Below are 18,989 nucleotides of genomic sequence, written 5' to 3'. Positions count from 1 at the left end.
CTGGCGATCAGTTGTTCACAAGCGGTTGCTACAAGCCCGAGGGATCGCGCCCCACGCTGATCTCCTCAGCGATCTTCCTGATGTCCGCTGCCTCGACACCCGAAGTCTGGGGCAGATGGCGCAGCAAGGCCTCCATCACCACGGGAACGGGCTGCCCGGCGAACCGCCCCGCGACCCCGTGAACCACCCTGAACAGTGCATCGTCAGTGTCGTGCATCGCCTCTCCTCGGTCGGGTACCCGGAGAACGCTACGGCCTCGGCCCGACAGTTCGCGCGCTACTCCAGCCCGCGTGTCGATCCGTCCCGATCCGGCCATCGCCAGGTAGATGCGCGTTCAACTATTTTGGAGGAGGACTCCGGGGAAAGGGGCACATCATGCCGGTGCAACGGCTCAATCACGCGGTTCTGTACGTCCGCGACGTGGAGCGCAGCGTCGCCTTCTACCGGGAGGCGCTCGGCTTCGACGTCGTCATGGGCATGCGCGGGGCCGCCTTCCTCCAGGCCCCCGGCTCCTCCAACGACCACGACCTCGGCCTGTTCCAGATCGGCGAGCAGGCCGCCCCCTCACCGGCCGGCCGCACCTCCGTCGGCCTGTACCACTTGGCGTGGGAGGTCGACACCCTGGAGGAGCTGGAGCGCGTGCAGGCCAAGCTCGCCGAGTTGGGCGCGCTGGTCGGCTCCTCCGACCACGGCACCACCAAGGCGCTGTACGCCAAGGACCCCGACGGGCTGGAGTTCGAGGTGTCGTGGCTGGTGCCGGCCGCGCTGCTCACCGAGGAGATCCTGTCCGCGCGTGCGCACATCCGTCCTCTCGACCTGGACGCCGACAAGCAGCGCTACGGCGCACAGACCCGTGGTGGCGTGGGCGTGTCGATCCCGGCATGACGTACCGTGGACATAACGGCCCTTTCACGGAGAAACGGTCATGCCAAGCGATCCTGATCATGTGCTCGATGCCATCGACGGTGTCGTCGACGAGTGGGAGACACTGAGCGCCGACGCCATGCGGTGGGCGCCTCCCGAGAACAAGAGTCCCGACCTCATGTCCGAGGTGAGCGAGATCTTCGGCCCGCTCGTCAACGCGTTCTCGCACGCGCTCCGGCCGGTGAGCGATGCCTTCGAGCGGGCGCTGCGCATGCTGGACGACGAGGACGACGGGCCCCGGCCCACCTGACTCGCCGCTGCCGGGGGTCAGTCGGTGGCGCGGCGACGCCGGGTCCTGCGCGGGTAGGCCTTGGCGGTCTCGGCCAGCCGTACGGCGTGCTCGGCCTGCCTGCGCCAGTGCCCGTAGGCGTCGCCGCGCTGCGCCAGCCGGTCGAGCTCACTCATGGTCGCCAGCGGGATGAACGCCGGCTCCGCGTCCCGCCACGGCGTCCCGGGCAGTGGCATGAACGTGTGGGTGTGGATGCGCGCACCGAGATCGGCCAGGTCGCCCGCCAGCCGCAACGACTCCGCTTGATCCGACTCCGTCTCCCCCGGCATGCCGAAGATGAAGTCCACGTTCGGCCGGAAGCCGTGCTCGACGGCGATCCTGACGGCGTCGCGCACGGGCGAGGTGTCGTGCCCGCGCCCCGACGCGGCCAGCACCCGATCGGACCCCGACTGCGCCCCGATGATCAGGTTGTCGTTGGCGACGTACCGCTTGAGCAGCCGCATCGCCTCGGGCGTGACGTGCTCGGGCCGCACCTCTGAGGGAAAGCTGCCGAAGAAGACCCGCCCGTGCGGCGGCAGCTCCTCCTTGACCCCGGCCAGCAGCTCCTCCACGGCCCCGAGGTCGGGCTCGGGCCCGGGGGAGCCGTACGACAGCGAGGTCGGCGTGATGAACCGCACGTCGCGCAGCCCCCGCTCGACCATGCCGCGCACGTGCTCGCGCACACTGGCCACCGACCGGTGCCGGAACTGCCCGCCGAACATGAAAGGCGTCTGGCAGAAGCGGCACGTGTAGCGGCAGCCCCGGGTGATCTCGATCGGCCCGCTCCTGCCGACGAATGAGGGGAACGCGTCGAGCGGGAGCTGCGGGGCCGGTCTGGTGCGCAGGGCGACGCCGTCCGCGTCCTTGACCGCCAGGCCGGGGACGGAGGTGAGCGGCGCGTCCTCCTGGAGCGCCCGGACGAGCGAGATGATCGTCGACTCGCCCTCGCCGATGCCCGCCAGGTCCCAGCCCGCGTCGATGACCTGCTGGGGCTCGGCGGTGGCGTGCACGCCGCCCGCGATGTGCAGCCCCCTGCCGCCGCTGCGCTCACGGACCTCGGCCAGCTCGGCGGCCATGGCCTCGGCGTCCGGCGAGTAGAACGACCAGAGCACCAGCACGCGGTCGGCGTCGGTGGCCAGGATGTGCGCGGCGGTCTCCTCGGGGGTGGTGCCGAGCCGCAGCTCGTGCTCGACCTCCGCGGTGTCGAGGGCGGCGAGCAGCGCGTGCACGCCGTACGTCACCGCCTTGCGGTATCGGACCACCACACACACTGCCAGCGCCACGCCCGCAGCGTAGCCCAGCCCACCGGCGCCCGTGTCGTCGTGGAGCTCAGGCCGACTGCCGCATCGCGCCGAGCGCGCCGCTGTACCTGGCCAGCTCGGCGAGCATGGCGTCCGCGCTCCCGTCCATGACCTCGTTGGGCCGCAGGTTGCCGTCCTCGTCCCGGAACTGCGGCACGAACGGGATAATCACGCCCTCCATGACAGGAACCATCCGCAGCGTGCTGACCACGTGCCGCAGCGCGGCCACGGCCCGGGTGCCGCCGGAGACCCCGCCGTAGCTGACGAACGCGGCCGGCTTGTGCTGCCACTCGTGGTGCAGGTAGTCCAGCGCGTTCTTGAGCACCCCGGGAAAGCTGTGGTTGTACTCGGGCGTCACGAACACGTACGCGTCGGCCCGGTCCACGGTGGCGCTCCACTCCTTGGTGTGCGCGTTCACGTACCGCTTGAGCCTGGGGTGGTGGGGCTCGTCCAGGAAGGGCAGCTTCACCTCCGCCAGGTCCACCAGCTCCACCTCGAACAGCCCCGAGGCCTCGGCCTTGGCGCGCACCCAGTCGGCGACCGCGCGACCGGCACGGCCGGGGCGGGTGCTCGCGACGATGATCTGCAGGACGGGCTTGTCCATGACGACTCCTAGCGAAGTGATGGTGAGGTGGCTGCGGCTACTAAACATTATTGAGTAACTACAGATTCCTTAGCAAACGCTAGACTGCGAGGCATGAGCCTCGACCAGGTCTGCACCCGCTTCCACATCGCCTTAGAGCTGATCGGCGCCCGCTGGTCCGGCGCCGTGATCCACATGATCTTCAAGGGCGCCCACCGGTACGCCGACGTCAAGGCCGCCATCCCCGGCATCAACGACACGATGCTGGCCAGGCGGCTGCGCGAGCTGGAGAGCGCCGGCCTCGTCGAGCGGCGGGTGCTGGCCACCTCGCCGGTGCGGGTGGAGTACCACCTGACCGAGATGGGCCAGGAGCTGCGCCCCGTGCTGGACGAGCTGGTCAAGTGGTCCCACAAGTGGATCCCGCTGCCCGGGGAGGAGGAGCCCGACAGCACTGTTACTTTGGTGTCGTGATCGCCCTGGGCACACTGATGCGCCACGTGCACGAGCTGATGGACGGCGCCATCGCCGACCTCTACGCCGAGCACGGCCTGCCCGACTACCGTCCCCGCTACTCGCCCGTCGTCCGCACGCTGGTGGCCAAGGGCCCGCTGTCCATCCGCGACCTGGCCAGGGAGATCGGCGTCACCCACTCGGCGGCCAGCCAGACGGTCGTCCAGATGCGGCGCAGCGGCTTCGCCGCCCTGGAGAAGGGCGCCGACGCCCGCCACCGCATCGTGCACCTCACCGAGCGGGCCCGCGCCGCGCTGCCCCTCATCGAGGCCGAACGGGCGGCCACCGAGCGGGCCGTACGCGAGCTGGACGCCGAGCTGCCCGTCCCGCTGGAGCAGCTCATGACGGCCACGCTGCGAGCGCTGGAGCGCCGCGATTTTCGCGCGCGCATCGGGGACGTCAACCCCTAGACTCGGTCACATGACCTGGCGACATTGATCCATAACCGCCCCGCTCACCAGAGGTGGACGCGGGCCTCCGAGACGGCAAGCACTCGGAGCCCCCACTCGTCCCTCTGGAAGGTCTCATGCTTGTCATCTCGCTGTACGTCTACGCGTTCCTGAGCGAATTCATCCTGATCTATCCGGTGTACGCGCTGCTGTTCACCGACACCGGGATCTCCGTCGCCGAGGTCTCCACCCTGTTCGTCATCTGGTCGGTGACGGGCATGGTGCTGGAGATCCCCTCGGGCGCCCTGGCCGACGCCGTCTCCCGTCGGCTGCTGCTGTTCCTCGGCCCGCTGCTCAGCGGTGCGGGCTTCGCGCTGTGGGTGTCGTTCCCGTCCTACTGGGTGTTCGCGGCCGGGTTCGTGTTGTGGGGGGCCGGTGACGCGCTGGTGTCCGGGGCTTACGAGGCGCTCGCGTACGAGGAACTGGAGCGGCGCGGCCTGTCCGGCAGGTACGCGCACGTCATGGGTCGCGCGACCGCCCTCGGGCTGGCCGGTAGCGCGGCGGCCATCGGTCTTGCCTCGCCCGTGTTCGCGGCCGGGGGGTATCCGGCCGTGGCGGTGGCCAGTGTGCTGGCCTGCGTCCTGTGCGCGGTCACGGCGCTGACCCTGCCCGAGCACCGCTCGCCCGGGGGCGGTGGGGAACCGGGTTATCTGGCGACCCTGCGTGATGGCCTCCGGCTGACCAGGGCGGATCCTGGGGTGCTACGGGTGGTGCTGCTGGTCGCTTTCGTTACGGCGATCTGGGGGGCTTTGGAGGAGTACGTGCCGTTCCTGGGGGAGGAGACGGGCGTGGCCCAGGCGACGATTCCGCTGCTGATCCTCCTGGTCTGGGTGGGCGCCACGGCCGGCGGCCTGCTCGCGGGCGCGGCCGACAGCCTCCTGTCACGATCGGCTGGCGACGCGCGGGTACTGACCGCCGACCCACACCAGCCTGCTACCGCCTCACACCCGCCCACCACCGACCCGCCCCCGCCGACCAGCGCCGGGGACTTGCCCGGTCCGGCCGAACGGCTCCGGACGCGCGGGTACGCCGTGCTGCTCGGGCTGGCCGCGCTGGCCATGGCCGGGGGCGCGCTCAGCGGGCACCCGGCGGGCTTCGTGGCGATCGCCCTGGCCGTCGGCGCGTTCCAGCTCGCCCAGGTGCTGGCCGACGTACGACTGCAGGAGCGCATCACGGGCAAGGCGCGCGCCACCGTGACCTCGGTGGCCGGCCTGGGGACGAACGTGGTGACGCTCGGCGTCTACACCGCGTACGGGACGGTGTCGTCGCAGGTGTCACACGGGATGACGTTCGCCCTGCTGGCGCTGCCGTACCTGATCATCGCCCTGATCGCTCAGTAAGCCCTGATCGCTCAGTAAACCCTGATCGCTCAGTAACGCGAGGGGATCCGCTTGGGCAGCGGCGGCGGCTCGGGGACCTCCTCCTCGGGTTCCGCCGGCGGCTCGGGCCGCACGGCCCGGGCCCGCCAGCGCGCGGGGAACACCGAGGCGGCCAGCAGCACGCAGGCCACGGGCAGCGCCCACGTCCCGGCCAGCCTCGTGTACGGCTCGGCGTACTCGACGGGCAGCAGGCCCGCCACGGACACCGCCGGCACGTACGCCAGCCCCGCCACGGCGGCCAGCGCCAGGCCGGGCACCAGCGAGGCGATCGGCGAGATCCGCGACCCGGACAGCGCGCCGACCAGCACCATCGTGGCGCCGAGCGCGGCGGCGGCCATCCAGGGGGCCAGGGCCCGGCCGCTGGCGAAGTAGAGAAGGCCCGCCGCGATGAGCGGTGCGGCCAGCAGTCCTGCGCCGGCGCCGAGCAGATGACGAACACCATTACGCACAGAGAACACCTCCAGCCACGGCACCTTACCCACCCATCAGAGCCTCCGCCTTAAAGGCTGAAAATTTCATATTGGGGTCGAGGACCGTAAAGGGTCCATAACACCGAAATAGTGCCTGTTTGGTATCTAAGCAGGCGACGAAGCAACCGTTAGCTTGACAGCACCCCCACCCGAGGAGTGCACATGTTGAGTAAACGCTGTGCGCTGGTAGGCGGAGCCATCCTCGCCGTCTGCCTGGCCACCCCCCTCAGCCCAGCAGCAGCGGACACGGCGCCACAAGCCGCCGCTCCCCCCACCGCACCCCCCTCCATGATCGACGCGCTCGAGCGCGACCTCGGCCTCTCCGAGGCACAGGTCATCACTCGCCTCGCCAACGAGGAGCGCGCCGCCGCCGCGGAGGCGAGCCTCACCCCCGCACTGGGTGACTCGTTCGGCGGAGCCTGGCTGAACGACGACGCCTCCAAGCTCATGGTCGCCACCACGGACCCGGCGACCGCACCGTCCATCGAGGCGCAGGGCGCTCAGCCCGTCGTGGTCCAGCGCTCGCTGGCCCAGCTCAACGGCGTCATGCAGCAGCTCGACGCGGCCCCCAGGCGGGCCACGGCCAAGGCGTCGCTGTGGTTCGTCGACGTCAAGACCAACACCGTCTCCGTCCAGGCACCCACCGTCCAGGCCGCCGAGGCCCTCGTCGCGGCGGCGGGCGTGGACAGGAGCGCGGTCGTCGTGTCGGCGACGGCCGAGCAGCCGACGACGTTCATCAACATCATCGGCGGCGCCGCGTACTACATCGGCTCCAGCCGCTGCAGCGTCGGCTTCTCCGTCACCCGCGGCACCACCCCCGGCTTCGTCACCGCCGGGCACTGCGGCCGGGCCGGCTCCAGGACGACCAGCCCGACCGGCACCTTCCAGGGCTCGTCCTTCCCCGGCAACGACTACGCCTGGGTGGCCGCTCCCGGTAACACCGTGACGCCGTACGTCCGCGGCTCCGGCGGCGCGAACGTCACCGTCCGAGGCTCCACCCAGGCCTCTGTCGGCGCCTCCATCTGCCGCTCCGGCTCGACCACCGGCTGGCGCTGCGGCACCATCCAGCAGCACAACGCCACCGTCCGGTACGCCCAGGGCACCGTCACCGGCCTGACCCGCACCAGCGCGTGCGCCCAGCCCGGCGACTCCGGCGGCTCGTTCATCTCGGGCAACCAGGCTCAGGGCATGACGTCGGGCGGCTCGGGCAACTGCACGACCGGCGGCACCACGTACCACCAGCCCGTCAACGAGGCCTTGGGCGCGTACGGCCTCACCCTCACCACCGGCTAGTTCCGGCTGGTTCCGGCTGTTCGACCGCGCGGCGCGTCCTTCCCCGGGCGCGCCGCGCTACTTCACTCTGGCGGCCGGGGCGGTGAAGGTGTTGCAGGCCGACGGCGACTCGGCCTCGAACCCCCTGCGCGTCCAGTACGCGCGGTTCGCCGCCGTGCCGAAACCGGGGACATCGCCGTAACGGGCGTCCCGGTTGATGTAACTCTCGTGCCCGCTCCTCTTCGAATGACCGAGCGAGTCCCAGACGCTGCCGGTGAAGGCCCCTGTCAGACAGAGCGTCTGCAGCGTGTGCTTCGCGCGCATGGCGAGCAGGTCCCGCTTGGACGCCTTCTTCACGGCCTTCGCCACGGCGCCGGTGACCCCCGCGACGTTCTGCACGTGCAGGGCCCAGCCGGCGGAGAGCGCGTCCAGCCACATCGGCCTGTCGATCTCCCCGGTCAGCCCGTAGTGTGCACGGTCCTGGTGTTCGCGCAGTAGACGCTGTTACGGCGGCCCCGCCCGCTTGACGAGCGGCCCCCACGCCTTGTCCAGGCAGACGGAGACGTCTTCGACGTAGATGCGCAGGACCTCGACGTCAGCGGCACGATCAAGGAGCCCATCCGCATGAGACGAGACAGTACATGATCTTTCCGGTCATTCCATCGCCAGATACCGCTGCACGAAGAAGACGACGAGCGAGGCCGCGATGCCCGCCACGTACTGGAGCAGAGCGGACGTCCTGAAGGGCAGCGTCCTGAGCCCCATGAAGTACTGGTAGACCTTCACCAGCTCCTCGAACCCGGGGCTGGTCAGCAGGGCAGCCGGGGGTTGCCGCAGGTGAGCGCGTACGGGATCGAGGGTGAGGTCGATCTGGCGGCGCACCATCCGGGAGATCACCACGAAGGGCCACACGCCCACGTACAGCGCGATCGCCACCGAGATCACCGGCAACGCGACCACCAGGTCCCTCGCCGCCTCCGACTGCTGCCACGTCGCGTACACCACCGCGACCACCTCGGACACCAGCACCGTCACCGCCAGCCCACCCGCGATGAACGCGTAGAACCGGCTCAGATCCCCGACCGCCGGCGTGCTCGCCGGGTCGATCCACGCCATGCGCAACTTCCCTGCCCGCATCAACCGGCCGGGAATCAACGCCACCGCCAGCAGCCAATACAGCATGTTCCCCGTCAGGAACCCCAGCCAGCCGCCCATGAGGAACAGCAGCCCCTTCGACGGCCACGACCCGCCCTCGTCCCCTAACGCCACCACGGCCAGCGCCACCCCGACCCCGGCCATCGGCAGCGCGACGCTCAACTGCCGCCACAGACTCGGCCCTATGAGCAGCCACTCCCGCAGCCGCGCCCGCTCCCCCGGGGCGGCGACCAGCTCCGACATCGCCTTGCCGATCTTCCACGCCGTCTCGTACGACAACCAGACGACCGACAGCGTGGTCACGCAGATGACCACGGCGCCCACGGCGAACAGGTTCCCCGCCGAGTGGCGGTAGGCGAGCTCCCACGGCAGCGGCCAGAGCAGGAGGTTGAGGAGGTACGGCCAGGAGCTGATGAACGCCACCGACAGGGCGGTGGCCGCCTTGTTGCGGCGGATGTTGATCGGGAGGCCGATCAGGCGGGTGAGGCGCTGGAACATCTCCCGGCTGATGAACTCGTCGCCCACGGCCGTCAGGTCGTGCTCCTCGGGGCCGGGGGCGCGTTCGTCGGCCTCGATGAGGCGTTCCAGCAGGTCTTCGGACAGGGCGGTCGGTGGTGAAGGGTCCGCGTCCGAGGCAGGCCGCATGTGCCACTCTCCCCCTGCTCTCGGCGGCTGCTCACCGCCTGCCCTTGACGGCTGCTTCACCGCTACACGCTAGCGCCGCGCCCGGCGCACACGCGAGCACCGTGTATCCACGCACACCCGAGCACTGTGCACCCACCCACACCCGAGCACCGCCCGCGCTGGTCTGCGATCATCTCCCGCATGGGCGCCTCACGATCTCACCTCTACGGGGCCTCAGGCCTCGCCATCCTGGCCCTCTCAACCCTGCTCGGGTACGTGCTGCTCGCCTGGGGCCTTCGAGACATGCTGACCTCCAGGCTGCTCATCGTGGGTGCCGTCGCTGCCGTCCTCGTCATGACCGCGGGAATGGCGCTCGGGGCAGCCATCACGTCGGGACGCCCCCGCGGCCAACGCCTCATCGGCGTCGCGGCCGGCGCAGCGATCGGCGCGGTGTGCTTGCTGACCGAAGAAGCCCTCCTCATCTTCTCCGCGATGCTGAACAGCCTGTAGCCCGTCACGCCTCCGAACGTGCCCCGCGACCACCGCGCCGCACCGACACGCCCCACCACCCCGCCGCCACCGCCACGGCGACCGGAGCGATCAACATGGCCACGAACCCATGCACCCGCAAAGCCACAGCCGCCAGCACGGCCCCCGTCACCAGCGCCAGCACCACCCCGACCGGCCGCGCCACCCCACCACCGTCCCGGCTCCGCGGGCCGATCACCTGCCCGGCCAACCCGGTCACCGTGCCCGTCACGTACGTCGTGGACAGCCCCGATCCCCCGGCCCACCGGGTGACCGCACTCTGCAACCCCATCGCCACCGCCGCCCCCGCGATCAGCCCGGGACGCGGCACCCGCGCCATCCACCCCACGGCGATCCCCACCAGCAGCACCAACTCCACGCCCAACGCGACGGCGGGGCCCCGCACCGTACCCGCACGACCCGCCCCGCGCCCGACCAGCACGAACCCCGCCGCCAGCCCGGCACAGAACCCCGCGAACGCCACCCCCGACTTGATCACGTGCTCCGTCCGCCCGTCACCCAGCGCCAGGCCGAGGAGCACGACGTTGCCCGTCATGTTCGCGGTGAACACCTCGCCGAACGCCAGATAGCTCAACGCGTCGACGGCCCCTGCCGCGAGCGCCAGCCCGAGCACCGAGATCCGCGCCATCCGCATAACTCAGCGTAACCACGCACCTCCACCCCGCACCCCGGACCGCCACGCCCGCCCTTCAGGCGCCTGCGGCGTCAAGCCGGGCAACCTGCTCCTCCGTGAGCTTCACGTCGAGCGCCGGCAACGCCGCCTCGTACTGCTGAAGCGTCCGCGGCCCGATCAACGGCACCACCGTCGGCGAGGACTGCTGCATCAACCACGCCAGCACCAGCGCGTTCGGCGTCACCCCCACCTCCGCCGCCACCTCGACAACCGCCGCAGCCCGAGCCTCGGCATCCGGCCCGTCGTACGCGCTCATCACCCCATGGTTCCTCCGCTTCTCAGGATCGTCGTAAATCCCCTTGAGAATCGGCGAGTACGCCACAAGCGTGAGATCGTCATGCGTCTGCAAATAGTCGAGCTGCTCGTCGTCCACGATGGACACATGCCGCAACCCGGCACGCCGCCGCAGATACGAGTGCTGCTGCTGCAACGCGACGGGCGCCGGCCAGCCATGCTGCGCACACAACTGCCGGATCCGCTCCAGCCGCCAGGTCCGCACGTTCGACCAGCCGATGTACCGGACCTTGCCCGCCTGCACGATCCCGGCGAGCGCCTCCAGCGTCTCCTCCAGGGGCGTGCTCCGGTCGTCGACGTGCACGTAGTACAGGTCGACGTGATCGGTGCCGAGCCGCCGCAGGCTGCCGTCGATCGCGTCGCGCAACGTCTTCGCCCCGGCTCCGACGAAGTTCCGGTAGGCGGCGTCCCACTCCGGCCGGCCGTCCTTCCAGACCAGATCCAGATTCCGTACGACGGCGCTGCCCTTGGTGGCGAGGAACACGTCCTCCCGCCGCCCGCTCCTCGCCAGCCACCGGCCGACCAGTTCCTCACTCTCCCCGCCGTAACTGCCCTGGCTCTCCCACCAGCAGTAGCAGTCGGCGGTGTCCAGGAAGTTGCCGCCCGCCTCCGCGTACCTGTTCAGGATCGTCACCGCCTCGTCCTCCGGCGTGACGGTGCCCATGATCATGCATCCGAGGGCGAGCTGGCTGATCTGTTCGCCGGTACGGCCAAGCTGCACGGTTCTCACGTGACTTCTCCTGTCGTCGCTGGTGGTCAGCTACCGGTTGACGCTTCAGGCGGTCGGTGTTGACGCTAGGAGCTTGAGCGCACTCCAGGTCAAGAGCGATTCGACCGCCCAGGTGCCCCCGTGACGACTACTAGGAATGGACGAATATCGTGCCGGACCTCTTGTGGGACGAGGTGAAGGATCTCTTCGATCCCGACCTCAACGGATCCTTGCCCGACGTGGTAATAGAAGAGACGACGGCCGAGGACTGGCAGGCCCTGCTGAATCTCATCCAGGCACGGGAGTGGCCTCATGCCTATTCGGTCGGCGGCGAGCCCGCGGAGCTGGTCTCAGCCGCCGCCATGGTCGCGAGCGCCGACGGCGGAGGCGCGCCCGAACTGGCCGTCACCCCGGCGCTACGCGTCTGGCCGATCCTGTCGTCCACCGGCAAGCCCGCGAGGGAGGTCTGGACGGCGCCGCTGGCGGGCGGGAAAGCCAGGCCGGTCACCGTCTTGATGAGCGCGGAGCACTCCCCTGACCATCCGGACCTCGCGTTCGACGCCGAGGCGGACCGGGTGATACTGCTCACCAATCCCGCCAGAAACCCGCCGTGACAGGTGGTCAGGCGTCCTCGTCCTGGTCGTGGGGACGCGGCGGAAGGATGACAGAAAGATCGTCATCTATCTCGATCAGATACTGAGTAGCCATCGCGGCCACGTAAAAGCCCATCTGGGACCGCAGATCACCCAGCGCCAGCCCAAGCCGCCTGGCCCCCACAACACTCGTCGGAGAGCCAAAGCCCTCACCTCGTGGCCCAGCCACTTCCACGAACCGACGGCAGGCGGCCCGCATCGACTTCAACGTGACGGAAAGCTCCCGCCCGACATCATGCTGTTCAAGCTGTTCGGCGATGAAGGCCCGAATCTCAAGAGCCGAGCGAACACAGCGCTCCACATCATCGACATGCGGATCCAAGAAGAGCAGCTTGCGCTCTTCGAGAAAGTCCATCACTTCATGAGCGGCCCTGCGCTCCGCACTCGTCTTCCGCCACTGAACGCCGAAAAGCGGCGTGCCCACTCCAACGGCTTCGAACGGTATGCGACCCATGACCCGAGCGTAGCCGCCCCGTCACCGTACGCGAGCAGGATCTCCACAAAGACGCGAACGCCTTGCTTTGATTGCACGAGCTGACGAGGTGGGCGACACTGCGGCGTGCACTCCGAAGAGCAAGCCAAGCAAGTGGCCGACGAGCTGAGAGCCCGCATCTACACGGCACTGCGTGACGGCGGCCTGGACGCCGCCCCCGTCCTGGAACTGGCCGCCTTGCTGGAGGAATGGGGCGTGACCACGCCGACCACACAGGAACTCCTCAACCACCGCATCACCCGCCTGCCCCCTGCCGACCTGACCCGGCTGGCCGAAGGCCTGCTCAGCGACACCCGCTTCGAGCCGACCTTCGCCCTCGAACCAAGAAGGTGGGAGGCGCTGGAGCACGCGCTCGAAGTCGTGAAGTGCGACGTCCGCACCTCAGGAATCACGACAGCGCTACGGCTGTCCACACCCGACTGGGACGGCAGCGGTCACGCCTGGGTGGAGTTCCAGGACGGCTACCACGGCAACGGCATCCCACCCGCCGCGGGAGCCGACGCCCAGGGGGCGCTGGCTAGCGTGGCCGACGCCACCCAAGAAGTGATCATGGAGCTGATCTGGAAGGCCTGGCCCGTCTGCGCCACACACGATCGCGGCCTGCGCGTCCGGATAAAAGGCGGACTGGCGGTGTGGACGTGTACGGGCGACGGAACGCATACCGTCGCCCCAGTCGGCGAGCTGCCTTGATCGCGTCACACACGAGATCCACCGAACCGGGCACCGATGACTTCCGGGCAGCAGTGTCGTCCAAACATCAGCCAATAACACCCCCGACACCGCGGAGCCCGATCATGCGGAAGCTGATAGCGACAGTGTTCAACTACTCCCTCGACGGCCTCCTCGCCGACGAGGGCATCGACTTCTGGAAGTTCTGCTTCGACCTGCCCGAGAACCGCGACCCCGACGACCGCGCGCACCTCGACTTCCTCCAGAGCGCGTACGCCCACGCCATGGGCCGCACCGCCTACGAGAGCATCGCCAAGGGCATGACCACCTCCACCGACCACCCGTTCGCCGACATCCTGAACGCGGGACGCAAGGTCGTCTTCTCCCGCACCCTGAAGACGGCCGACTGGGCCAACACCACCATCGCCGCTGGTGACACGACCGAAGAGATCGACAAGCTCAGGCTGGGCGGCGACGGCCACATCATCGTCTGGGGCGGCGTCGAGCTCTGGCGGTCGCTCATGCGGCTCGACCTGATCGACGAGCTCCAGGTGAGCATGTTCCCCTACGTCGCGGGCGAGGGCACCCGGCTGTTCGACGGCGTCCCCAGGTCCTACCAGCTCGACCTGGTCTCCAGCACCGCCTCCAGCAACGGGATCGTCTATCTGCGGTACCGCCGGCCCCGCTGACCAGCGCCGGTCTTGATGAGAAGATCAACACGACAGGGCCATGATTTCCGTGCCCAGCTCCGGCCACGTCAGCTCTCCCATCGCGAAAGATCGAAAGGCCCTCTCCCCGAGAACGGGGAGAGGGCCTCTCTCGCGCGGAGGATCGGGGATTTGAACCCCGGATGGGCGGTAAACCCAAACCGCATTAGCAGTGCGGCGCCATAGACCTGACTAGGCGAATCCTCCAGGAGCCACCGCGGCTCAGCACAGCGTACCGGCCTTCTGCCGAGGCAGCAAAGCGATTCCCCCAGTGGCCCCCACCAAGAGTTATCAACAGCCTGTGGGTAACCCCCTGTGGAAGAAGCCCGCCCAGAGCTGGAGCGGGCTTCAAGCCTGTGGATAACCCACCCGGACGCACAAGGGGGTCAGGCGGCCGGGTTGGCCTCGCCCTCGATCTCGATCTTGACCTTCTTGCCGACCAGCACGCCACCGGTCTCCAGCGCCTGGTTCCAGGTCAGCCCGAAGTCCTCGCGGTCGAACTCGGTGCTGATCGAGAAGCCCCAGACCTGCTGGCCCCAGGGGTTGGTGCCGGTGCCGCCGTACTCGACCGTGAGCTCGACCTCGCGGGTGACGTCGCGGATGGTGAGGTCGCCGACCACGGTGAACTCGTCGCCGGAGTGCCCGGTCACGCGGGTGCTCTTGAAGGTGATCTGCGGGAACTTCTCGACGGCCAGGAAGTCGTCGCTGCGCAGGTGGCCGTCGCGGTCGGGCATGCCCGTGGCGATGCTTTCGGCCTGGATCGTGAGCTCGGCGGCGGACTCGAGCGGGTTGTCCGCGATCGTGACCGAGCCGTTGAAGGCGCCGAAGTGGCCGCGGACCTTGCTGACCATCATGTGCTTGACGACGAAGCCGATGGTGGTGTGGGCGACGTCGAGGTTGTAGGCGCCGGCGGCCGGGATGGTCAGGGACTCCCAGGTGCGAGTGGTCATGGGGTTCTCCTAGAAGGTGAGTAGCTGTCGTGCGGATGTCTGCGGCAACAACTTTCTACATGAGGAATATTCCGCGCGTCAACTATCGTCGGATAAGGTATGAGCGTGATGAACTTCGACGACTCCCGGCTGACGGCCATCGGACTGCTGACCGAGGTCCACTCCGGGTTGATGAACCGGTTCCAGCCGGTCCTGAGCGCGGCGGGGTTGTCGGAGATCGACTTCGAGACCGTCATCCGGTTGGCACGTTCCCCGCAGCAGCGGCTGCGGATGAGCGATCTGGCCGCCCAGACCGAGCTTTCCACCAGCGGCGTGACGCGGGTTGTGGACAGGCTGGAACGTGAGGGGCTGGTCAGGCGCGAGGCGTGCGCCAGCGACCGCCGCGCCTCCTACGCCGCCCTCACCGACGCGGGCAGGGAGCGGCTGGAATCGGTTCTGCCCGACCACCTGCGTGACATCGAGGAGTGCTTCACCGGCCTGCTGGGCGCCGGCGAGCTGGAGGCGTTCCTCAAGAGCCTGCGCAAGATCAGGGACGTGGTGCGCCCCTGCGCCACGGCCGGCGCCACGGAGAACACGTGCCCTAAGGAGCGGGAAGCTCCAGCGCCGTCCTGAGCTTGGCCATCGCCCGCGACACCGTGCTCTTGACCGTGCCGACGCTGATCCCGAGCGTCTTGGCGATCTCCGGCTCTGTCATGTCCTCGTAGTAGCGCAGCACGATCGCGGCCCGCATGCGCTCCGGCAGCTCCCGCAGCGCCTGTTCGAGCGCCTCGTGCACCTCGGACGTCCCCGCCGGCTCGCAGCTCACCTGCTCGGGCAGCTCGTCCGACGGATACTCCTCCAGCTTGCGCCGCCGCCACTGCGAGATGTTGATGTTCACCATGGCCCGCCGCACGTAGCCGTCCAGCGCCCCGCGGTCCTCGATGCGCTCCCAGGCCTGGTAGGTCTTGGTCAGCGCGCTCTGCAACAAATCCTCGGCGTCCAGCGGATGCCCGGTGAGCTGATGGGCCGTACGCAGCAGCGCGGGACCGCGTGCCGTGACGTACTCGCGGAACTCGTCTTCCCAGCCGGTGGTCTGCATCGTGGCCAGAATCGCAGCCTGATGCCCTATTAGGCCTGAACCTCAATTCAGGTTTCGGCCCGCCGAGGATAAAGGTCCGTCAAGGTCGGTGGTGGTTTGTACGCCGCCGTAGGTGAAGGCACTTCCCCGGGGATGCGTATTTTGCTCCGTTCTGGACCACTACGGTGTGAGCCGCCCCCAAGTCATGTGAATCTAGTACCCGAGCGAGGGAGGGGCGGATGGGGTATCCGAGCGTTGAGCGCCGCCGGGTGCTCGCCGCGGCCGCGCTCGGCCGCGAGAGTCGCGTTCCCGGCCCCGACCCGGTGGACGGCGAGCCGCTGCGCGCCGTCGTGGGCGAGGTGCTGGACGTCAGCCCGCATCTGATCACCATCGAGACCCCTTCAGGCGCCCAGGAACGGCTGGTGATCGCCCCGTGGGCCACCGCCTGGCACGGCGCCGACGTCGCCCCCGCCGACCTGCCCCTGGGCTCCATGGTGCTGATGCGCGCGCTGCGCGACGGCCGCGTGATCGAGCGGATCTGGGCCGACACCACCCGCATCACGGGCACGATCCTGTCCATCGAGGGCCGCAAGGACCTGACGGTCGAGCTCGACTGCGGCCCGCACCGCGGCCACCGCACGGTCGTCATCCCCTACCGCTCGTCGGGACGGCTGCAGGTGCGCCATCCCAAGTTCGAGCCCGGCTACCTCTTCGACGCCATCGGCGTCCGGCGTGACGGGGCCAGCCTCGCCCTGCTGCCAGCGACCTCGCAGCCGCCTTATCCGGCTCGGTCCGTGCCGCCGCCTCCGCCCGCGTACAAGCAGACGCGCATCTCCGGGGCGGCCACCTGGTCGGACACCTTCGACGAGGAGGAGCGGGGCGCGGCGTACCCGATGCTGGAACGTGCCGACACCGGCTGCGCCCAGGCGGGCGTGTCGTGCGCGGGCCTGCCGTACCTCTCGGTGGGGTCGTTGCTGCAGGTCAGGAACGTGTGCTCGAACCGTTCCTCGAACGTGCCCGTGGTGGCGTGCGGGTGCATGGCGGGACGGTTCTGCGATCGTTGCGTGGAGTGCGACACCTCGCCGCGCGGGCGGATCGCGGAGCTGTCGCCGTCCTCCTACGTGGAGCTGGGCGGCGAACTGGTCAAGGGATGCTTCAACGCGCAGATCGGATGGGGGTGACGCGCGTGCTGGAATCGCAGCTCCCGCTCCTGATCGTCATGCTCGCCCTGGGCACGGCGGCCAAGGTGTTCACGGTCGCGACGAAGGGCGAGCCTGGCGGGTTGTCGAGGCTGGGGCCCGCGGTGCTGGTGCCCGAGCGCATCCAGGGCCCGGCGCTGCTGGTGTGCGCGGCCGGTGAGCTGACGCTGGCCGCGGGGCTGCTGCTCACGACGCATCCGCTGTTCCGGTGGGGGACGGTCGCGTTCTTCGCGCTGTCCACGTACGTGCTGCTGGAGCTGCGCAGGCGGCGGCCAGATGCGGGATGCGGCTGCTTCGGCGACGTCAGCTCGGCGCCGGTGGGGCTGCGCTCGGTGGCCAGGACGCTCGTGCTGACCGGGATGGCGGCGGTGTCGGTCTGGGCGCCGGTGCCGGGCTGGGCGGCGGCGATCTCGCCGTCGTGGCTGCTGGCGGCCGGCGCGGCGGTGCTCCTGCTGCTGTCGCCGGAGATCGAGGAGCTGATCGACCGCGTACGGTACCGCGCCCCCTGCGAGCAGCGCCGTGGCCCCGCCGAGTCGGTGACGCTGTCGCGGCTCAGGTCGAGCGGCACCTGGCGGGCGCACCGGGGCGAGCTGACCTCGGCGGAGCCGTACGACACGTGGCGGGAGCTGTGCTGGCGCTTCTTCGCCTACCGCAACCACGACGGCGACGACGTGGTCTTCGCCGTCTACCTGGCCGGGCGGCGCCCGGCGGTGCGGATGGCGGTGGTGGGAGCGCAGGAGGACAGCGGGTCTCTGCCGGAATATACGCCCGTATCGGCCTGACGCTATAGAGCCTTATACAACGCTCTACACGCGTGCGGATATAGCTCTATTGGGCTGTCTAGCTTCCCCACTAGACAGCCCAATAGAGGTCTAGGGGCGTCGCTCAGATGGGCTGAGCGCGCAGGAATCTCCCGAAGTGCGGCACCGTGAACGCGATCAGGCCACGCTCGGCGCTGTAGATGAGCCCTTTCTTAATGAGGCTGTCGCGGGCGGGCGAGAGGCTGGACGGCTTGCGCCCGAGGGCGTCGGCCACCTCCGCGGTCGGCACCGGCTCGTCGCCGATCTGTGCCATGGCGTGCATGTAGTCGCGCTCGGCCGGGGTGGCCCGCTCGTAGCGGCTGCCGAAGAACCCGACCGCCAGCTCCTCCTCGGCCTCCGGAGCGGAGACCTTGACGTCCTCGAGGGTGATCGGGCTGCGCGGCGCCAGGTCCCAGGCGACCTTGCCGTAGGCCTGCACGAAGTACGGGTAGCCGTCGGCCGCCTCGTAGAGCGCGTCGAGCGCGTCCTGGGTGAACTCGACCTCTTCCTCGCGCGCCGGCAGGATCAGCGCGAGATCGGCCGCCTCCCGGTCGAGCTTGTCGATGCGCGCGTAGCGGAAGAGCCGCTCGGAGTAGCTCTTGCTGGCCGACAGGACGCTCGGCAGGTGCGGCAGCCCGGCGCCCACCACGATCAGCGGCCCGCCGCTCTGCGACAGCTCGTGGCAGGCGGCGCACAGCGCGGAGACGTCGGCGGCCTGCACGTCCTGCATCTCGTCGATGAACAGGGCGATGCCCACCGCCAGGTCGGTGGCCACGCTCGCGGCGTCGACGAACAGCTCGGTGAGGTCGATCTCCAGGTCGCCCGAGTCGGCGCGCCCGCGGCTGGCGGGCACCTCGATCCCGGGCGACCAGTGGGAGGTGCCCTTGGCCGCGGCTGGGTCGCGCATCGCGAACGCCTTGAGCACGCCGAGGAACTCCTCGATGCGCTCGGGCGCGCGGTGCCGCGGCGCCAGCTCGCGGATGGCCATGTGCAGGGCGGCGGCCACCGGCCGCCTGATCGACTGGTCGGGCCGGGCCTCGATCTTGCCCGTGCCCCACAGCCGCTGCATGGCCATCGACTTGAACGTGTTGAGCAGGACGGTCTTGCCCACTCCCCGCAGGCCGGTCACGACCATGCTGCGCTCGGGACGGCCGCGGGCCACCCGCTCCAGCACGACCTCGAACTGCTGCAGCTCGCGATCGCGCCCGGCGAGCTCCGGCGGGCGCTGCCCGGCGCCTGGAGCGTAGGGGTTTCGCACAGGGTCCACGCTCTCGGACTTTATTGCCGGATATAGCGGCCGT

Annotated in this window: 25 protein-coding genes and 1 tRNA gene; 13 read left to right on the top strand and 13 right to left on the bottom strand. The window is 69.5% G+C overall.

Annotated elements, in window-relative coordinates:
* Nucleotides 1–28: 28 nt before the first annotated feature.
* Nucleotides 29–217 (bottom strand): hypothetical protein, encoded by a 189-nt coding sequence (locus tag ABD331_RS20205; RefSeq protein WP_148438267.1) that lies wholly within the window; start codon nucleotides 215–217, stop codon nucleotides 29–31.
* 158 nt (nucleotides 218–375) lie between these two features.
* Here ABD331_RS20205 and ABD331_RS20200 point away from each other — a divergent pair, with 158 nt between their 5' ends.
* Together ABD331_RS20200 and ABD331_RS20195 are read left to right on the top strand one after the other, a co-directional pair.
* Nucleotides 376–885: a VOC family protein gene (locus tag ABD331_RS20200; RefSeq protein WP_344476919.1), complete on the top strand. Its 510-nt coding sequence runs from the start codon at nucleotides 376–378 to the stop codon at nucleotides 883–885.
* Between the two features lie 40 nt (nucleotides 886–925).
* Nucleotides 926–1,174: a hypothetical protein gene (locus ABD331_RS20195; RefSeq protein ID WP_344476917.1), complete on the top strand. Its 249-nt coding sequence runs from the start codon at nucleotides 926–928 to the stop codon at nucleotides 1,172–1,174.
* Between the two features lie 17 nt (nucleotides 1,175–1,191).
* Here the strand turns inward: ABD331_RS20195 and ABD331_RS20190 are convergent, their stop codons facing one another.
* A complete protein-coding gene (locus ABD331_RS20190; RefSeq protein WP_344476915.1) occupies nucleotides 1,192–2,475 on the bottom strand; it encodes a TIGR04013 family B12-binding domain/radical SAM domain-containing protein in 1,284 nt (427 codons plus the stop codon).
* A gap of 46 nt (nucleotides 2,476–2,521) precedes the next feature.
* Nucleotides 2,522–3,097, bottom strand: a complete 576-nt coding sequence (locus ABD331_RS20185; protein ID WP_344476912.1) for an NADPH-dependent FMN reductase — start codon at nucleotides 3,095–3,097, stop codon at nucleotides 2,522–2,524.
* A 93-nt stretch (nucleotides 3,098–3,190) separates the two neighbouring features.
* Here ABD331_RS20185 and ABD331_RS20180 point away from each other — a divergent pair, with 93 nt between their 5' ends.
* The 3 genes from ABD331_RS20180 to ABD331_RS20170 all read left to right on the top strand — a co-directional run bounded on the left by ABD331_RS20180 (nucleotide 3,191) and on the right by ABD331_RS20170 (nucleotide 5,375).
* On the top strand, nucleotides 3,191–3,547 hold the full coding sequence (locus ABD331_RS20180) for a winged helix-turn-helix transcriptional regulator (protein ID WP_344476909.1): 357 nt from the start codon (nucleotides 3,191–3,193) through the stop codon (nucleotides 3,545–3,547).
* Nucleotides 3,544–3,996 carry a MarR family winged helix-turn-helix transcriptional regulator gene (locus ABD331_RS20175; protein ID WP_344476907.1) on the top strand — a complete coding sequence of 151 codons (453 nt, stop codon included), beginning with the start codon at nucleotides 3,544–3,546 and terminating at the stop codon, nucleotides 3,994–3,996. Before ABD331_RS20180 ends, ABD331_RS20175 begins: the two co-directional genes overlap by 4 nt.
* Nucleotides 3,997–4,112: 116 nt before the next feature.
* Nucleotides 4,113–5,375 carry an MFS transporter gene (locus ABD331_RS20170; RefSeq protein ID WP_344476905.1) on the top strand — a complete coding sequence of 421 codons (1,263 nt, stop codon included), beginning with the start codon at nucleotides 4,113–4,115 and terminating at the stop codon, nucleotides 5,373–5,375.
* A 29-nt stretch (nucleotides 5,376–5,404) separates the two neighbouring features.
* Here the strand turns inward: ABD331_RS20170 and ABD331_RS20165 are convergent, their stop codons facing one another.
* Nucleotides 5,405–5,896, bottom strand: coding sequence for a hypothetical protein (locus ABD331_RS20165; protein WP_344476902.1), 492 nt, complete (start codon nucleotides 5,894–5,896; stop codon nucleotides 5,405–5,407).
* Nucleotides 5,897–6,046: 150 nt separating this feature from the next.
* On the opposite strand from ABD331_RS20165, the gene ABD331_RS20160 reads away from it, so the two are divergent.
* Nucleotides 6,047–7,177, top strand: coding sequence for a S1 family peptidase (locus ABD331_RS20160; protein WP_344476900.1), 1,131 nt, complete (start codon nucleotides 6,047–6,049; stop codon nucleotides 7,175–7,177).
* Between the two features lie 57 nt (nucleotides 7,178–7,234).
* Here the strand turns inward: ABD331_RS20160 and ABD331_RS20155 are convergent, their stop codons facing one another.
* Nucleotides 7,235–7,594 (bottom strand): neutral zinc metallopeptidase, encoded by a 360-nt coding sequence (locus tag ABD331_RS20155; RefSeq protein WP_344476898.1) that lies wholly within the window; start codon nucleotides 7,592–7,594, stop codon nucleotides 7,235–7,237.
* A 216-nt stretch (nucleotides 7,595–7,810) separates the two neighbouring features.
* Entirely contained in the window at nucleotides 7,811–8,956 is a 1,146-nt protein-coding gene (locus ABD331_RS20150) for a hypothetical protein (RefSeq protein WP_344476897.1), read from the bottom strand.
* 180 nt (nucleotides 8,957–9,136) lie between these two features.
* Between ABD331_RS20150 and ABD331_RS20145 the strand changes: the two genes are divergently transcribed.
* Nucleotides 9,137–9,445, top strand: a complete 309-nt coding sequence (locus tag ABD331_RS20145) for a hypothetical protein (RefSeq protein WP_344476895.1) — start codon at nucleotides 9,137–9,139, stop codon at nucleotides 9,443–9,445.
* 4 nt (nucleotides 9,446–9,449) lie between these two features.
* Here ABD331_RS20145 and ABD331_RS20140 read toward each other — a convergent pair whose 3' ends face one another.
* Nucleotides 9,450–10,112: a YoaK family protein gene (locus ABD331_RS20140; RefSeq protein ID WP_344476894.1), complete on the bottom strand. Its 663-nt coding sequence runs from the start codon at nucleotides 10,110–10,112 to the stop codon at nucleotides 9,450–9,452.
* Between the two features lie 61 nt (nucleotides 10,113–10,173).
* Nucleotides 10,174–11,181, bottom strand: a complete 1,008-nt coding sequence (locus ABD331_RS20135) for an aldo/keto reductase (RefSeq protein ID WP_344476893.1) — start codon at nucleotides 11,179–11,181, stop codon at nucleotides 10,174–10,176.
* Between the two features lie 149 nt (nucleotides 11,182–11,330).
* On the opposite strand from ABD331_RS20135, the gene ABD331_RS20130 reads away from it, so the two are divergent.
* Nucleotides 11,331–11,774 (top strand): hypothetical protein, encoded by a 444-nt coding sequence (locus ABD331_RS20130; RefSeq protein WP_344476892.1) that lies wholly within the window; start codon nucleotides 11,331–11,333, stop codon nucleotides 11,772–11,774.
* 7 nt (nucleotides 11,775–11,781) lie between these two features.
* Here ABD331_RS20130 and ABD331_RS20125 read toward each other — a convergent pair whose 3' ends face one another.
* A complete protein-coding gene (locus tag ABD331_RS20125; RefSeq protein ID WP_344476890.1) occupies nucleotides 11,782–12,267 on the bottom strand; it encodes a DUF6650 family protein in 486 nt (161 codons plus the stop codon).
* A gap of 105 nt (nucleotides 12,268–12,372) precedes the next feature.
* Here ABD331_RS20125 and ABD331_RS20120 point away from each other — a divergent pair, with 105 nt between their 5' ends.
* Together ABD331_RS20120 and ABD331_RS20115 are read left to right on the top strand one after the other, a co-directional pair.
* Nucleotides 12,373–12,996 carry a hypothetical protein gene (locus tag ABD331_RS20120; protein ID WP_344476888.1) on the top strand — a complete coding sequence of 208 codons (624 nt, stop codon included), beginning with the start codon at nucleotides 12,373–12,375 and terminating at the stop codon, nucleotides 12,994–12,996.
* A gap of 104 nt (nucleotides 12,997–13,100) precedes the next feature.
* On the top strand, nucleotides 13,101–13,664 hold the full coding sequence (locus tag ABD331_RS20115) for a dihydrofolate reductase family protein (protein WP_344476886.1): 564 nt from the start codon (nucleotides 13,101–13,103) through the stop codon (nucleotides 13,662–13,664).
* Between the two features lie 135 nt (nucleotides 13,665–13,799).
* On the opposite strand, the gene ABD331_RS20110 is transcribed toward ABD331_RS20115, so the two are convergent.
* Both ABD331_RS20110 and ABD331_RS20105 read right to left on the bottom strand, forming a co-directional pair.
* Nucleotides 13,800–13,889: transfer RNA gene (locus tag ABD331_RS20110), tRNA-Ser, on the bottom strand.
* Nucleotides 13,890–14,068: 179 nt separating this feature from the next.
* Nucleotides 14,069–14,632 (bottom strand): YceI family protein, encoded by a 564-nt coding sequence (locus ABD331_RS20105; RefSeq protein WP_344476884.1) that lies wholly within the window; start codon nucleotides 14,630–14,632, stop codon nucleotides 14,069–14,071.
* A gap of 99 nt (nucleotides 14,633–14,731) precedes the next feature.
* On the opposite strand from ABD331_RS20105, the gene ABD331_RS20100 reads away from it, so the two are divergent.
* Nucleotides 14,732–15,244, top strand: coding sequence for a MarR family winged helix-turn-helix transcriptional regulator (locus ABD331_RS20100; protein ID WP_344476882.1), 513 nt, complete (start codon nucleotides 14,732–14,734; stop codon nucleotides 15,242–15,244).
* Here ABD331_RS20100 and ABD331_RS20095 read toward each other — a convergent pair.
* Complete coding sequence (locus ABD331_RS20095) at nucleotides 15,213–15,710, bottom strand: SigE family RNA polymerase sigma factor (protein ID WP_344476879.1); 498 nt, start codon at nucleotides 15,708–15,710, stop codon at nucleotides 15,213–15,215. The genes ABD331_RS20100 and ABD331_RS20095 overlap by 32 nt on opposite strands.
* A 218-nt stretch (nucleotides 15,711–15,928) precedes the next feature.
* Between ABD331_RS20095 and ABD331_RS20090 the strand changes: the two genes are divergently transcribed.
* Both ABD331_RS20090 and ABD331_RS20085 read left to right on the top strand, forming a co-directional pair.
* Entirely contained in the window at nucleotides 15,929–16,870 is a 942-nt protein-coding gene (locus ABD331_RS20090; protein WP_344476877.1) for a hypothetical protein, read from the top strand.
* Between the two features lie 5 nt (nucleotides 16,871–16,875).
* Nucleotides 16,876–17,670 carry a MauE/DoxX family redox-associated membrane protein gene (locus tag ABD331_RS20085; protein WP_344476876.1) on the top strand — a complete coding sequence of 265 codons (795 nt, stop codon included), beginning with the start codon at nucleotides 16,876–16,878 and terminating at the stop codon, nucleotides 17,668–17,670.
* Between the two features lie 103 nt (nucleotides 17,671–17,773).
* Here the strand turns inward: ABD331_RS20085 and ABD331_RS20080 are convergent, their stop codons facing one another.
* Complete coding sequence (locus ABD331_RS20080; RefSeq protein ID WP_344476874.1) at nucleotides 17,774–18,955, bottom strand: AAA family ATPase; 1,182 nt, start codon at nucleotides 18,953–18,955, stop codon at nucleotides 17,774–17,776.
* Nucleotides 18,956–18,989: the final 34 nt, after the last annotated feature.

It is taken from the genome of Nonomuraea monospora (genome assembly GCF_039531895.1).
GTDB classification, from domain to species: Bacteria; Actinomycetota; Actinomycetes; order Streptosporangiales; family Streptosporangiaceae; genus Nonomuraea; species Nonomuraea monospora.
Note: the sequence above shows the minus strand (reverse complement) of the source record. Positions and strands in the feature narration are given on the sequence as shown.